General features: G+C 43.9%; 13 protein-coding genes. 11 read left to right on the top strand and 2 right to left on the bottom strand.

Annotated elements, in window-relative coordinates; genetic code table 11:
- Positions 1-233: 233 nt before the first annotated feature.
- Complete coding sequence (locus IO95_RS08035; RefSeq protein ID WP_023491846.1) at positions 234-2,405, bottom strand: WG repeat-containing protein; 2,172 nt, start codon at positions 2,403-2,405, stop codon at positions 234-236.
- A gap of 244 nt (positions 2,406-2,649) precedes the next feature.
- Positions 2,650-2,856 carry a type II toxin-antitoxin system VapB family antitoxin gene (locus tag IO95_RS08030; protein WP_037384937.1) on the bottom strand — a complete coding sequence of 69 codons (207 nt, stop codon included), beginning with the start codon at positions 2,854-2,856 and terminating at the stop codon, positions 2,650-2,652.
- A 410-nt stretch (positions 2,857-3,266) separates the two neighbouring features.
- Between IO95_RS08030 and tssL the strand changes: the two genes are divergently transcribed.
- From tssL to IO95_RS07975, 11 genes are all read left to right on the top strand, one after another.
- On the top strand, positions 3,267-3,947 hold the full coding sequence (tssL, locus tag IO95_RS08025; RefSeq protein WP_023491844.1) for a type VI secretion system protein TssL, short form: 681 nt from the start codon (positions 3,267-3,269) through the stop codon (positions 3,945-3,947).
- Between the two features lie 178 nt (positions 3,948-4,125).
- The gene (locus IO95_RS08020; RefSeq protein WP_023491843.1) at positions 4,126-6,507 is read left to right on the top strand and encodes a type VI secretion system Vgr family protein; all 2,382 of its coding nucleotides are present in this window, start codon (positions 4,126-4,128) and stop codon (positions 6,505-6,507) included.
- Between the two features lie 9 nt (positions 6,508-6,516).
- Entirely contained in the window at positions 6,517-7,551 is a 1,035-nt protein-coding gene (locus tag IO95_RS08015; RefSeq protein ID WP_023491841.1) for a DUF4123 domain-containing protein, read from the top strand.
- A complete protein-coding gene (locus tag IO95_RS08010; protein ID WP_037384756.1) occupies positions 7,548-10,322 on the top strand; it encodes a T6SS effector BTH_I2691 family protein in 2,775 nt (924 codons plus the stop codon). Before IO95_RS08015 ends, IO95_RS08010 begins: the two co-directional genes overlap by 4 nt.
- A gap of 12 nt (positions 10,323-10,334) precedes the next feature.
- Positions 10,335-11,435 (top strand): putative type VI secretion system effector, encoded by a 1,101-nt coding sequence (locus IO95_RS08005; RefSeq protein ID WP_037384754.1) that lies wholly within the window; start codon positions 10,335-10,337, stop codon positions 11,433-11,435.
- A gap of 73 nt (positions 11,436-11,508) precedes the next feature.
- On the top strand, positions 11,509-12,615 hold the full coding sequence (locus IO95_RS23460) for a putative type VI secretion system effector (protein WP_023492923.1): 1,107 nt from the start codon (positions 11,509-11,511) through the stop codon (positions 12,613-12,615).
- A 73-nt stretch (positions 12,616-12,688) separates the two neighbouring features.
- Complete coding sequence (locus tag IO95_RS07995) at positions 12,689-12,934, top strand: hypothetical protein (protein ID WP_023492922.1); 246 nt, start codon at positions 12,689-12,691, stop codon at positions 12,932-12,934.
- Positions 12,934-13,413, top strand: coding sequence for a putative type VI secretion system effector (locus IO95_RS07990; RefSeq protein ID WP_369794338.1), 480 nt, complete (start codon positions 12,934-12,936; stop codon positions 13,411-13,413). The genes IO95_RS07995 and IO95_RS07990 overlap by 1 nt, the downstream gene beginning before the upstream one ends.
- An 8-nt stretch (positions 13,414-13,421) precedes the next feature.
- Positions 13,422-14,480, top strand: a complete 1,059-nt coding sequence (locus IO95_RS07985; RefSeq protein WP_037384746.1) for a hypothetical protein — start codon at positions 13,422-13,424, stop codon at positions 14,478-14,480.
- A gap of 19 nt (positions 14,481-14,499) precedes the next feature.
- A complete protein-coding gene (locus IO95_RS07980; protein ID WP_037384743.1) occupies positions 14,500-15,576 on the top strand; it encodes a putative type VI secretion system effector in 1,077 nt (358 codons plus the stop codon).
- A gap of 192 nt (positions 15,577-15,768) precedes the next feature.
- Entirely contained in the window at positions 15,769-16,038 is a 270-nt protein-coding gene (locus IO95_RS07975) for a PAAR domain-containing protein (protein ID WP_023492786.1), read from the top strand.
- Positions 16,039-16,040 lie beyond the last annotated feature (2 nt).

Raw genomic sequence — 16,040 nt, 5'->3', positions numbered from 1 at the left:
CGGTGGTTTGACATCGTAGCCTGCGTGCAATAACACTTTTGTATATAATTCCAAGAAACCAGATTTACTCAGATCGTTCTTGGCATCGTTAGTTCGCCAGGCGCAAATCACAAAGGATGATTCACCTGAACTCTCTCTGCCCAACAGAATCAGACGATTGGCATAGTGGCGATGACGACCAACCCGATTTCTACAAGGCTCATATAGAAATCGGGTAGCCGCCGCTAGGTTAACTAATTACCTGACTTTTCCTTGGTAATCGGCTTACCCTGTTGATCATAGGTAAAAAACTCATCAGTCTGATAATTAATAAAGGTATAAGTGGCTTCCTGCGCATCTTGTATTAAGCTGTAGGTGCGAATCGAAATGTCCTTAAATTGCGCAACAACTTTATTTTTAGGGGTGATCAGCTGATATCCTTCACTTGTTTCGACCAGCGCTGTTCCACCCTGAAAAAAGTTGGCGCTTTCGTACATCAGAGGGATAACTAACTTACCCTGAGTGTTGATATAGCCATACTGGCCATCTTCACCTTGTACAGCAGCCAGGCCGTTGGAGAATGGCTTGATATTCTTATAGCCACTGAGATCGAAATTAACTTTTTTGGCCTGACGATCAACGTAATATGATTTATCCTGCTTATCGATTACCGGCATTAAGCCATCTTTACCAAAACTCATTTCGGAAGGCAGTTGCGCATAGGATTTAGCATTAAGCCGAACCCCATCGGCATTATAGATGTCGAAGTTATGATAAATATAAACATTATCGTTTTCAATGGCGTAATAAGGGGTGTCGCCCTCTTTTTTCGTCGTTCTCATTTCATGCCGCACAATGATATTATCACCATCAACATAAAAGTCATTAAAATCACCACGGAGAACCTGTTTGTTATCGCTCTGACGGTAGACCTCGTAACTGCGGATATTACGCTTATCGTCGAAGTTAGAAGCAATAAACAGTGACCCAGTCACTTCAATACCGTGGTACTTTAATGGCAATAAAATTTGATGAGTTTGTATATTGACTAAGCCTTGAATGAAATTATTATTTTGTTCTTTATTAACAATGAGGAACTTATCTTTAATAACCTTTTCATTCATAAGATAAAATGGTTGCAGCTCCAGTTTTTTAGCTGTTCGGTTCAGTAAATAAATTTTCCCGTCGTTATAATCACCCTTAGCGCCAACAGCATAGTAGTAGTCTCCTACTTGCCTATCTAACCGAATATACTGAGGAGGGATCAACCAATTCCCTTGCTCATCGACTAAACCATATAGCGGTTTTTCTGATTCGTTAGCAGCGACAGCCAGACCGTTGTTATATGCGGTGTCTGGCATGGTTAGTGTAAAGTTGTAAGTATACTTTTTTGCCTCAGGCTTGAGGAAAACGGTTACTGAAACTGGATTCCCATGAAACCGATAAGATGCCGTATATTTAGGCGGATGTGCCTTGTTGGCCTCTTTTTTTGAAGGGTAGTTGTTGGCCAGATACTTTATCAAACTGTCACGTTCGGTAATTTTATCGTTGTCCAATTGCTTAATGGCATCAGTAAAGTACTGATGTAGCTTATCAACGTAGTAAGCATCGTTGTAATAAGATGATGATCCGGCATCCTTCAGGGGTTCGCCGTTTTTATCAATGGCTTCGACGTGAAGAATATTGTTATACACAGCTTCTGGCATGGTCAGCGTCACTTCGCGCCCATTGATTGACACCAAACTGATCTCATTCTGACTCGCGTTTTCTTTGGTCTTAAAGTCAAAATGCTTAACCGAATCCGGTAATGTATAGGTTGCCACCATATCAACTGAGACGACCCTTCCGGCACTGGCAACTTTAATCTCCCCCTTGTCTATGACTTCTGCCGGTAATGCAGATGAACCATCTTTAAAGTGAACCCGTTCAATCATTATTGTTACCGGTTCATAGTCAAAAACCTCGTAATCGGCGGAGAGCTCAGAAAAATCATAATTGCGGAAATTCGTTGAAACATAAGAGGACTTACCTGCAATTTGTTGACGTGGCTCCAGCGAAGCAAAATACTGATTAAACAGGGTCTCGAAAGCTGATGCTGACATCGGAGTAAACTTAGATGTATGCTGGACCTCGTTATCATCCTCTGCTGAACCAACAGATAGACGTATCGAATTAAATTTTTGAAGGGATTCTAGTTCTTCAATTTGCTCATTGAGCATGATTTTTATCTGAGGCAGCGTTTTGCCTTTAAATGATTCTTGGAACAGGGCTTCTATTTCTGCTTTGGAAGGCTCCGCTGAGGCTGACTCTGTTTGAGTCAGTTCTATAATTTCAGGCCCAGCCATCACACTAGCGGAACATAACAACCCCAAAGCCAGTAACAACGGTTTGAGGGAGAAAGCGGATAATAAAATTTTGTTATTCATTTAGTCGCAACACTCACAGGTTTAAACCGATAGATATGATTGAGCACTCAAGGCATCATTGACAGAAATAATACGCTTACTCAGTGCAATATCAACGTCAAGTTCGTGCCGTTTGTTGAATCTACCGCAGATCGGCTGAGGTTCTTTGGGAACGCCGGAGCATACTTTATATACGCCATGTTTGTTAGGTTTTGGGCTCAATGAATCGACCGATAACTCGCATTAAAACGTTTAGCTAAAACAATCATTCTGCGGATGGCTCTTCCCGGCGACGAGGAACTATCGGCATATCAGGTGAGGTGCCGCCGAGCGAAGCCAGCCTTTTTGCTGCCTGCACCCGCACAAACGTTTTCATCGCTTCACGGAAAATATCTGCCTTATCCATGTCTGGGTCGGCCATTTCCAACGCCTGTGCATACAGCGCATCATCAATCGTGACTGTAGTTCGCATAATACTACCCCCTTGATTCATATAATGATGACAACATACATCAAAAAAAGAATCAAAGTACAACATGGCATCTAAATCGATCACGGTTTGGCATCCATCGTCGATGTCCCCATTACAACCACGAAGATGAGCACTCGGCGAACCTATTAAAAGATGACACCAAGGCAGGAGATTTTTGAGCGGTAAAAATCATTGTAAACAAAAGTAACATTTTTGCGCCTGTTATTGGCATGCGCAGACCGCGTACTTGTGATCCAACCCCATCACAAAAGCGTTCCCAGCCATGCTATTTATGTTTAACCTCTCATTTTGTTAACAATTATCTGAAAATAATGTTAATAATGCTTATGTTATCTTCTCTGGTCACATGGTAGTCTCTTGGTTTTGTTTTGGCGGGGTTAGGTTTATTGATGGACGGTATTGCTGACAATCCTGTTGTACTGATCGACACCTTATTGCAGGATACATGGCTGTTTGTACTGGGGGTAAAAAATAATCCTTCTGCATTTGTCAGTGAGGCGGTGTATCGCCAGGCGGTGACGCTGGTAGAGAACGCCAATACGGCACTGGCACAGCGAGGTATGGCAAAACATCGCATTGATGCCATTATTTATGCGCAATGCGCATTATTGGATGAAACCGTACTCACCCGCCTTGGCCCCACCGCCAACAACCCAAACCGGGAAGTCAATCCCACCTGGCATGCACAGCCACTCCAGGCACGCTTTTTTTCTACGCTTGATGCGGGCAACCAGTTATTGGACAACATTAAAGCCATCCTGTATGAACCCGCCCCTGATATGAACGTGCTGACCTGTTACCAGCGTGTTTTAAGCCTGGGTTTTCGCGGCAGACTCCGCCAAAACGAAGCTGAATGGCAAACCTTGCTGGATTCATTGAATGCCCTGGTGCCCGCATTTGACCACCCGATATCGACCCCGGTGATTGTGCGTTATCGTCCCCGCTCCCGGGCAACATTACTGCATTCTCGTTTGTTGTGGATCCTGCTCGCTGTCGTGGTGACTGTGGGGTTAATCACCGGGTTACAGCTTTCGCTACATCAATTATTACAATCCGCACTGCCGGGCTAAATGAGTAAATTAACGTTAGCGAATTAACGTTTGCCAGTTAAACAACACCCGGCGGAGTAAACAAACCTCTCCGCTGGGTAATAGAAATGACCTGATGCGCCTGTGGGATTGATGGCGAAGGGCGGTAGCGTACAAATTTTCAGGTCCGTTAATGTGGGCTTTCTGACAGGAAATCACTATGACCTCTTTACCACCGATACTCACCGGACTCACCTTAAATCGTTATCATCTGCTGGTTAAAGGCAATAATGCATCGTTGGATGTGGAGTCTTTTGAAGGCCGAGAAGGGTTAAGTGAGCTGTATCGCTATACTATCGTGCTCACCAGCCCTGAACAAGATATTGACCCGGCAACCATGCTGATGAAGGATGCGTCCTTTATCATGCAGACCCTGCCGCAGACCGCCTATCGAATCACCACCCAGCCGCAAGTACAGCGCACGGTGCATGGTGTCATTACCCATTTCGACCGCATTTCAGCTTCCCGTGATGAAGCAGTCTATCGCGTTGTCTTTCAACCGCGTCTGGCCCTGCTGGATAAAACCCGTCGCACCGCCATCTACCAGAATCAGTCAGTGCCTGAAGTGGTAGAAAAAATCCTACGTGAGAATCACAACTGGCCGGGCTGGCTGTACGAATTACGTCTAAAACACAATTACCCGAAGCGTGAGCTGATCACCCAATTCATGCAATCAGACTTTGAGTTTATCGCAAGCCTGCTCAGTGAAGTGGGTATCTGGTTCAATTTCACCATGGACCATGAGATCAAACATGAAGTGGCGGTGTTTGGTGATTCGGGTCGCAATTGGCAATTTAATGTCAAGATACCGGTGGTGAATCCGGCGGGGATGCACGATGGCAGCCTGGAGTCAGTATGGGATTTACAGGCTCGGCATCAGGTGGTGGAAAAGTCGGTCAGCGTTAAAGACTATAATTACCGCACCGCAGGTAACCCCCTTGATGCACAAGCCGATATTACCCATGATGATGACAAAACCACTTACGGAACCGATTATCATTATACCGATGGTTATCTCACCGAAGGCGATAAATACGCCAGCTCCACCGCTGAGGCTGAAACCGCCAACTTCTATGCGCGCCTGCGCCATGAACGCCAGCTAAACCAGCAACACCGCCTGAGCCTGAAAAGTAATGCAACCCTTATCGCCCCTGGTCAGGTGCTTGAACTGACGGGCGATAACACCCGTGCCTTTGCCAATGGCATGTTGGTCACTGCATTTACCTCTGGCGCATCACGCAGTTCAAGCTATCTGCTTGAGGTGGAGGGCATGGGTTACCGTGATGGTGTGGACTATCGGCCAGCCCTGAAAACGCGCCCACGGATCACCGTCCCGCTACCCGCCCGAGTCACCAGCATCACCCCCAACGACACTTACAGCCATATCGACAAAATGGGCCGTTACCGGGTGAAGTTTGACTTCGATCAGGATAGCTGGAAAACCGGTTATGAAAGCCCGTGGCTGCGCCTGGCCCGCCCGTATGCGGGGGAGACTTATGGGTTACACCTGCCTTTATTGGCAGGTACCGAAGTTTCGGTAATGTTCGATGGGGGTCATCCCGATAAACCCTTTATCGCCCACGTCCTGCATGACTCAAAACACCCTGACCATGTCACCCTTGAAAACTACAAACGCAACGTACTACGTACACCTAGCAACAATAAGATCCGTCTTTCCGATGAGCGACAGAAAGAGCATATCAAAGTCTCTACCGAGCACTCCGGCAAGTCACAACTCAACCTGGGTTATAACGTTGATGCCAAAGGTGAACTGCGTGGTGAAGGTGCTGAACTGCGCACTGATGGTCACGGCAGTTTCCGGGCCGCAAAAGGCATTTTTATCAGTGCCGATGGGCAACCTCAGGCCCAAGGTCAAATGCTGGATATGCAATCGGCACTGGAAGAGCTGGAAGCCGCCCGCCAGGAAGCGGCCGGGTTGCGCACTGCAGCAGAAATGGCCAAAGCGGAATTGGCTGATGTGCAAAAACAGACCGCCTTGCTGAATGACACCCTCAAAGACCTGCAACAACGCGCCTTGTTGCTCTCGGCCCCAGCGGGGATTGCCCAGGTGACCCCCAGTAGCTTGCAGTTATCCGCAGGCCAGAACCTGATTGCCACCACTGGTGAAGATGCTGATTTCAGTATCGCCAAAAAAATGCGTATCGCCGTGGGGGAAACCCTCAGCCTGTTTGCCAAGGCCATGGGTATCAAGCTGTTTGCCGCCGCCGGCAAGGTGGAGATCCAGGCACAAAGCGGTGCACTGGATATGCTATCGAAACAGGATATGACCATTGCCAGCAGTGACGGCAAGGTCACCATCATCGCTAAAACCGAACTGGTGCTGCAGTGTGGCGGGGCCTTTGTGCGCATCAAAGACGGAAAAGTGGATATTGGTAGCCCAGGAAATGTGGCCATTAAATGCGCAACGCTGCAAAAAATGGGGCCTGCAAGTCAGAATGCTACCGTGACCCTGCCAGATCACTGTGCATCCATGATTGAAGACGCCACCGCTAGTCAAAGTGCTAGCATTGCACTCAGTTAAGGAACTGCAATGACCACCATCGAACATACCGATACGCGGGTACAATTTGACTATTCCGCCAACGCCATTGCACAGCAGACTCAGGCCATTGTTGCCCAACTGACAGAACAACTGACCGGCAGCAAGGAGAACCTCCTCCTGCTTATCGACCCAGTAAAACTCGAGCTGGACAGCAGTTCCCCCTGGATTAGCGCGTTAACCGAACGCCAGCCGGAACCCGTTCCATTAACGCATGTGTCAATACCGCAAGCCTATTATCCCTGGCTGGTTCCGCTGAATATCACGCAACCCGAAGACGCGCAATTATTCGAAGAGAGCATTACCCAAGCCTTGCAGGAAGCCGACCCTAGCAAGCTTGTTGCCGGTGCCGGGCGTACTGTCTGTGCCTGGCTCACCAGCGCACAACCGGCTCATATTGTTGCACGGCAGTTGGGCTGCACCGCAGTTCAAGCACTGTCAGGGGGCGGTAATATTCTACTGCGCTACTTTGACCCAGCCGTCAATACGCTATTGTGGCCGCAACTGAGCCCGTTCCAACAACAGCGGCTGATGGGGGTGATATCCGGCTGGCATCTGATTGACGGTGATGGGCAACTGGTTTCACGCCGGCATAGCGCATCGCCTTTACCGCTGCTGACATTTTCCTTGGGGATGGCAGAAAAAGATAAACCTGAGTTGGAACAGATAGCGGTGGTCAATCAGGCGCTGCAACAATACCGTGCCCAGGCCAAAACAGTATCACGAACAGGCGAAAGCCAGTTGCAGGCAGTGGTCAAACAAGCACTACAGCGTATTGCAGCTTCAACCGTCATTGCTGAACCAGAGGAACGTATCCTGTTCGCGTTCCATATATTACGCTGGCACCCCTATATTGATTTACATCCAGAATTTAACTATCTGATGTCGCTGGAAACCCATCCGGCCCAAGTCCGTTACATTGAACGCATTGCTGGGCTGACAGAACAAGACTGGCGACGGTTTGCTGATGAATGTGACCGCTTATCTCTACCTGTTACCCACCCAAGCAAGGAGCTACTGCCATGAGCCAGCCAACCCCTTTGAAGTGCACACGTTGCCAACCCTGTGGCCCGGCCCTGTTACCGGTGCGTTATGCGGTTATTCCTGACACGATATCACCCAAGCTCCCTGCCTGGGCACAACCGGAAACCCCCTTCCCCGTTAAAACCGAGGGATATGATTATGCCTTACGCGCCATGCGGGCGGGGTTCTTGTATGTCTATTACGAAGGAAACAAAACCTGGGAGGCCTGGAGCATTACCCCTGATGGTGGATTATGGAAACAAAAAAGTGCGCCTGCTGCCCAGCCGAAAATCAGCTCAGTCTGTACGGAAAGCTTCCATAAATCAGCCAATATTGAATTTATTGTGCTTAACCCCATTGCACTGAGAACCACCGTTTGGGTTGCCTTCTCCCCGTATAAATGGAACCCGGCGCTATTTGATCTCTATGGCAACGATGCCGCGCGGCGAAAAAAACGTATGCAACCGGTAGAATACTGGCACTGGACAGGTCCGGAAGAAGAGCATGGCATCGCCCAAGCCACGGAAGCCAACCTGAAAACCGTACTGGACTATCAGCCAGTGGGGCCCGATATTCCCAGGGGGAAATTACCCTTCTCTACTGATTTATCACGGGTCTCGTTGATCAATCCCGCTTCGCCCTATTACAATTTTGCCTCTGATGCCATTCGCCCACGCACCACCCTGTATCCATGGAGTGATAAGCGAGAGGGTAAAAGTTCAGAGACCCTCAAAGCGCTACAGACACGGGGTACTAACCCCGATGGTACGCCAATCAAACCCTTGCTGATGGCAGTGAATGACCCCATCGGCATCACCCATGAACTCACTGGCTGGTGTGATGACTTCTTATTTATGCACCAACGTTACCGTGATGAACTGGCGGTGGAATATGCCACCTATTACCATATAAAAGGACTAGAAAAGGTCATCAAACAGGCTGAAGCACAGACCGTTGAACAGCAAAGTTGGAAAGACTTAATAATAGATCAAGAGAAAATGACGGCCAATTATATTAATGCCAACCCCAACATACCGAAGGAAATAAGAGATAGATATCCCATTGATAATAATGATAAAAAATACGATGCTCAAATAAAAGACATCCAAGAAAAATCAATAATTAATGCTTGGTTCAAATATGAAAAAACACTTAATAAATTTTGGATGGCCGATTTTGAAAAGAGTGACCAAGCGCTAAAAGAGGCTATCGATAAGAAAATAAAGATTGCCATTGACCTGCGCTTACCTTGGCTAAAGAGTCCACTGTTTATTGAATGTATTACTGATTTTCATTCCGATGAAACGCAGGATCATTTGAACTTCCGTGAAGCGGTCGGTTATGCCCTAGCCTCGATCAATTTATCTGAAGCCGGCGAAAAACAAATTAGGGAATGGATTGATCGTTTCTCCAGTAAGGAGCCTGGCAACCTGGTATGGCGTTACCAGTTATTTAACAGCCCACAGGTAATGGCATTCACTGAAGAGCTGCTACAAAAGATAAAATCACAAAAACAACCCTCCGCATGGGAGACAATAAAAGAAGATACCCAATATATTCTGGATAAACTCTCGGTCTATGCGGATGCTGCTGACCGCGCATTAAGTGCCATGATTGCCGGTAGCCAAGGGTCGCAATCCTTGATGCAAAGAACAATGAGCTGGGGTGACCGAACGTTAACCACCATCACCAATGAAGCCCTAAAAGGCACCATAGTCGAGTCAGCTCAGGGAAGAACCCTGCGGGCGATATTTATGCTGGACGCTGGGGTAACCAAAGTCGAATTGGCTAAAATGATGAATAATGCCATCAGCTACCCCAATGGGGACAGTATTTTTGCCCCTGGTATGCTGAAGAATATGCAAGCGGCTATTAATAACCAGTTAAACCAAGAACAAGGTTTTCTTGAAAAATTAAAAGAATATAAAAATAGATACGATAACTTAGCTAATACTGAAGAGGGGAAACAAAGCCTTAAGGTCTTTCGCATTAAATCATTAGGGGTTGTACTATTTGCTACCCTTGCCGCAAGTTTAACCGCTAGCAGCAGTGGCTCAGTGGAAGACCGAACAAAATTAAGTGTTCCCCTATTATTTGCTGGCAGTTCACTAGCCGCTCTTATTGAAGAAGCTTATAGCAGCGTTATTCAAAAAGAGACCCAAGCAAAAATATGGAAATGCGCTGGCGCCACTATGGGCAGCATTGCTGCTGGCCTCACAGTGATACTGGATGTGAGTGATCTGGCGACTAAAGTTAAAAAAGAAGGCCTTAGCTCTTATTCAACTGCATTGGCTTGTGCCAAGCTAATATCCGATAGTGCCTATGCCATCGGTGCACTTAATGAGTTACTAATTGGCAGTAACCAGCTATTAGTGCGTATGGGGAAAACAGGCTTTAAATTTACGCTACTCGCTACCATAGAAGATGGGGCGGTTCGCTTTGCGGTAACAAAATGGATTGGGTATCTTGCAAGTTGGCAGGTTATGGTAACCATTACCATTGTCCAGGTGCTATATGAAATTTTCCGTAAAAATGAGCTCCAACTGTGGTGCCAACAAAGCGTATTTGGCAACGAATCTACCGATCATAATACCATGCAGTTTACTGCTAGCGAAGTTTCTGATTTATTACACAAACAGGAAGCAATGCTACAACAAGCCATAGAGGAAGTGTTTAATCTGCCACCTTCTGCTGAAAAGCAGAAACAGATTGATGAATTAAGGCAGAAAACATTAAAAAATATTTACAAGACCCGCGGCTTTAGATATTTATAGGAGCGAACAGCAATGGAAAAAGAAACTGATGAACTGCTTTATAACAGCACTGACTGTTTACGTAAAGAATATAAAGACTTTGTGAGTCTAAAGAGGTCTTTTGAGCATCTTGAGATCTATATTAAGAATAGAATTGAACAGATTAGTCAGTATGATAATACTCCTCATCAACCCAAAGATGCTGAATCTGCTAAAAATATCGCAGAAAGAGTCTATATTGATGATGTTAGAGTACGTCTTGGTAGAGCACAGCAATATCTAAAACAAGTAGGGGAAGAAAGAGACAATTTTCCGGCACAACCGGAATTACCCCCCACTCAGCCATTAATTAAAATCAGTGGAATTCTGGAAGAAATCTCTTTTAAAAAGGTGATTGGCTATTTTGCCTATACGGAATACAGCACAGAGAAACAGCGGGCGGAAGAAAAACTTAAACGTGATAATAGTGGCGCAGTGTTAGTGGCAGTACTCAGTGCTTTTGCTAACTCTACCGCACCTAATTTATTAAAAGATGGCAAAAAGAAAGAGTATCAATGCCTCTATGTTAAGGGGAAAATTGGTGGTAAATCATTCTCTGGCTGGTTAAATAAAACCGACATCAAAGTGGGAGATTATCTGGAAATGGCGGTGATGCCTGATGGGGATGAGTATAAAATGTATGCGGTGGCTAACCCCGAGCAACAGACCATTTCCACTACGCCGGGGTGCAGTACCGGGAGTCGCTGGTTTACGGTAAAGAGTTTAATTAAAATGTCAACAATACCCAGTGCAGTACTCATATTGCTACCCTCCTCTTTTGCCTCGCCAACATTAGAGCAGTGGGTTCATATATTCTTTTTTTATTTTTTGGTGGCAGGTTCTTTCTTCATATATACATATCGGTCATTAATAAATGAATATAGAGCGCCAGGTGATCTGTTTGAGCGAATTTGTGCTACACTCAACATTCCCAATGGGAAAGGCTTGGCTTTAGCTATATATACCGGAAATTTTATAAAAGAAAAGAAAAGAAAAGGCATATGGATAGAATCAGATAATGAAAAAATGCCACAGCAAAAATCCCAGGCTGATTCTAATTTTTATTTTTACCCATCAAATAAAAACCCGGATTAAATAATTAATTCCATAGCACAATAATATAGGGCTTTATATTCCATTTTTATCTTACTAGTAGGTGTGAACAGTAATGGAAAAAGAGACTGATTCTGATCTTTATAATTACACCAGTTGCTTACGCAATGAATATAAAGACCCCGTTCGATTATGGAGCTGCCTGGAGAGTTTAAAAATTTATTACAAATCTTGTGAGGAATCTATTACTGAATATGATACTAACCCTCAGACACCCATAGAGTTAGAATCAGATAAGGAGACCCATTGGCGTAAATATATTGATGAAATGCGATTTAGCATGATCAGAGCACAACAATATATTAAGCAAGTTGAGGAAGAAAGAGACAATTTTCCACTACATCCGGAATTACCCCCGACTAAGCCATTAATCAAGATCAGTGGTATTCTGGAGGAAGTCTCCTTTAAAAAGGTGATTGGCTATTTTGCCTATACGGAATACAGCACCGAGAAACAGCGGGCGGAAGAAAAACTTAAACGGGATAATAGCGGCGCAGTGTTAGTGGCAGTACTCAGTGCTTTTGCTAACTCTACCGCACCTAACCTATTAAAAGATGGTAAAAAGAAAGAGTATCAATGCCTCTATGTTAAGGGGAATATTGGTGGTAAATCATTCTCCGGCTGGTTAAATAAAACCGATATCAAAGTGGGCGATTATCTGGAGATGGCAGTGATGCCTGATGGGGATGAGTATAAAATGTATGCGGTGGCTAACCCTGAGCAACAGACCATTTCCACTACACCAGAATGTAATGCTGGTAGTCGCTGGTTTACGGCAAAAAGTTTAATAAAATTTTCCGCTATATTCTTTGCCTTTATAATATACTTACCATCACTTTTTGCTTCATTAACGTTAAAAGATTGGTGCTACGCACTGTTAATACACGTGGCGCTTACCGGAGCACTTTCTTTTACTTTATATCGTATATATGTAAATGAGAATAGAGCCCCAGGTGATTTATTTGAGAAAATATGCGCAGCATTAAATATCCCTAATGGCAATAATTTAGCTTTAGAAATATACACCAAAGATTTAATAAAAGAGAAAGAAAAAAAAGGAAAGTGGTTAGAGAAGAAAGATAAAATTACCGTCATGCCACAACGAAAAAATAGACCGGATTATGATTTTTATTTTTACCCATCAGATAAAAAATCGAATTAAATGCATTCCTCAAACCATCAAGATATAGAGGGTTTATATTCCATTTTTATCTTACTAGTAGGTGTGAACAGTAATGGAAAAAGAAGCCGATGAACAACTCTATAACTATACTGATTGTTTACGTACAGAATATAAAGATCTTACAAAATTAAAAGGCAGCTTTGAATGCCTTGATATTTACATTAACAATCGCCTCAAACGGATTAATCAGTATGATAATACATCTCACAAACCCAAAGAGGCTGAGTCCCCTAAAGAAAACGCTGAAAGAGTATATATAGATAACTCTATCCGGAATTACCCCCCACTCAGCCATTAATCAAAATCAGTGGAATTCTGGAAGAAATTACTTTTAAAAAGGTGATTGGCTACTTTGCTTATACGGAATACAGCAGCGAGAAACAACGGGCGAAAGAGAAGCTTAAACAGGATAATAGCGGCGCAGTGTTAGTGGCAATACTCAGTGCTTTTGCTTACTCTACCGCACCTAATTTATTAAAAGATGGCAAAAAGAAAGAGTATCAATGCCTCTATGTTAAGGGGAAAATTGGTGGTAAATCATTCTCTGGCTGGTTAAATAAAACCGATATCAAAGTGGGGGATTATCTGGAGATGGCAGTGATGCCCGATGGAGATGAATATAAAATGTATGCGGTGGCTAACCCCGAGCAACAGACCATATCCACTACGCCGGGGTGCAGTGCTGGTAGTCGGTGGTTTACGGTGAAAGGTATAGTAAAATTTTCAGCCATTTTTTTTGCTGTTATAATATTTTCACCATCACCAGTGAAGTCCTAATAGGGACCGTGGTTGAGTCATTTCAAGGGAAAGCCCTGCGGGCGTTATTTTTGCTGGACGCTGGGGTAACCAAAGTCGAATTGGCTAAAATGATGAATAATGCCATCACCCACCCCAATGGGGATAGTATTTTTGCCCCTAGCATACTAAAAAATATGCAGGGTACGTTAGATAAAATAATTCGTAATGCTGATATAAATATAGACCAGTTAAATAAATACCAAGAAAGATTAGCTAGTCTAAAAGATAGTGTTAAAGGGAGAGAGGCCCTTGCAACATTTAAGATTAAATCTTTGGGGTTTATATTATTTTCCACGCTTGCAATCAGTCTGATTGATAGCAGCAGTGGCTCAGTGGAAGATCGAGTAAAGTTAAGTGTTCCTTTGTTATTTGCTGGCAGTTCACTGGCCACCCTTATTGAAGAAACTTATAATAGTGTTATTCAAAAAGAGACCCAAGCAAAAATCTGGAAATGCGCTGGCTCCAGCATGGGTAGCATTACTGCCGGGCTCTCGGTGATTCTAGATGTGAATGATATGGCGGCTAAAGCTAAAAAAGAAGGCATTAGCTCTTATTCAACTGTGTTGGCTTGCGCCAAGCTAATATCCGATAGTGCCTATGCCATCAGTACACTTAATCAGTTGCTCGTTGGCAGTAACCAATTATTAGTCCGTATGGGGAAAACGGGCTTTAAATTTACGCTACTCGCTACCGCAGAAGATGTGGGTGCTCGCTTAATGGTAACAAGGGTGGTTGGTTTTCTCGCCAGTTGGCAGGTTATGGTAACCATTACCATTGTCCAAGTGTTGTATGAATTTTTCCGTAAAAATGAGATCCAACTATGGTGCCAACAAAGCGTATTTGGCAACGAATCTACCGATCATAATACCATGCAATTAACTGCCAGCGGAGTTTCGGATTTATTACATAAACAGGAAGCAATGTTACAACAAGCTATAGAGGAAATGTTTAACCTGCCACCCACTGCTGAAGAGAAAAAGCAGACTGAAGAATTAAATCAACAAAAATTACAAGATGTTTATAATAGCCGAGCACTGAAATATTGAATAAGATAGGTGTTTTTCCATGAAAGAAAATGAATATTTATATAACTGCACATCATCCTTACGTAATGAATACAAATGCTTTCAAGACCTTGAACATGACAACGTAGGCTTAGAGGTTTCAATAAAGATTGATAATGAATCCCTTACGAAATGTGAATCTTCAGGAAATCAATCTGAATATAACTCTAAAAGAATAATTGAACTAAAATCACAAATCACTATAGCCATGGAATATATTAATAAAATTGAAGAGGAAATGAAAAATTTTCCACCATTCCCTGAGTTACCACCAAAAAAAAAATTAATCAAGATCAGTGGTATTCTGGAGGAAGTCTCCTTTAAAAAGGTGATTGGTTACTTTGAATATACAGAATACAGCACAGAGAAACAGCGGGCGGAAGAGAAGCTTAAACGGGATAATAGCGGTGCAGTGTTAGTGGCAGTACTCAGTGCTTTTGCTAACTCTACCGCACCTAACCTATTAAAAGATGGTAAAAAGAAAGAGTATCGCTGCATCTATGTTAAGGGGAAAATTGGTGGTAAGTCATTCTCTGGCTGGCTAAATAAAACCGATATTCAAGTGGGGGATTATCTAGAGATGGCGGTGATGCCAGATGGAGGTGAATATAAAATGTATGCGGTGGCTAATCCTCAGCAACAGACCATCTCCACTACGCCGGGGTGCAGTGCGGGTAGTCGGTGTTTTACGCTAATAGGTATCATGAAGATAGTAGCTATAATATTTTCCTTTATAATATTATTACCGCCTATTTTCGCCTCATTAACCTTAAAAGAGTGGGGCTATGCTCTTTTAATATATGGAGCACTTACTGGGATAATTTCTATTATTGTATATTACATTTCAGTGAAAGAGGAGCGAGCACCTGGCGATCTCTTTGAGCGCATTTGTGCTGCACTAAATATCCCAGATGGTAAAACTTTAAGCTTGCCTGAATATACAATAAAAATAGTCAAAAAAAGGAAGGCTCAAGGTCTATGGAAAGAACCAGAAAATAAAGATGTTGTTATACCACAACAACGCCCTCAAGCTGATTATAATTTTTATTTTTACCCATCAAATAAAAAACCGGATTGAATAATTACTTCCATAGCACAAAAATATAGGGCTTAATATTCCATTTTTATCTTACTCGTAGGCATGAGCTTGCCCTTGATATCCCTAGTGGGTATACACAAAAATTCACCTGTCTATCAGTGTAATATCGATTACTCTTTGATTTTCTTAATTAAATAATAATGATTATATTATCAAAAATAAGGTTTCACTATGCCCAAAGGAATTATACGCTTAGGCGATAAACTGACCAGCGGTGGAGAAGTTATTTCAGCTTCTTCTACCATGGATATTGAAGGTAAAAAAGCGGCACTGATTAACGATATCGTGACCTGCCCGATCACCGGCCACGGGATTAACCGCATTGTCAGCACCGCCCCTAAATGGCTTTCCGACGGTAAACAGGTGGCCTTTGATCAGGCCGTTTGTGCCTGCGGCTGTAAAGTGATTTCCAGCCTGCCCACCACCAATATTGAAGGATAAGC

The sequence above is a fragment of the Serratia sp. DD3 genome, assembly GCF_000496755.2.
This window is presented reverse-complemented; position numbering and strand designations above follow the sequence as displayed.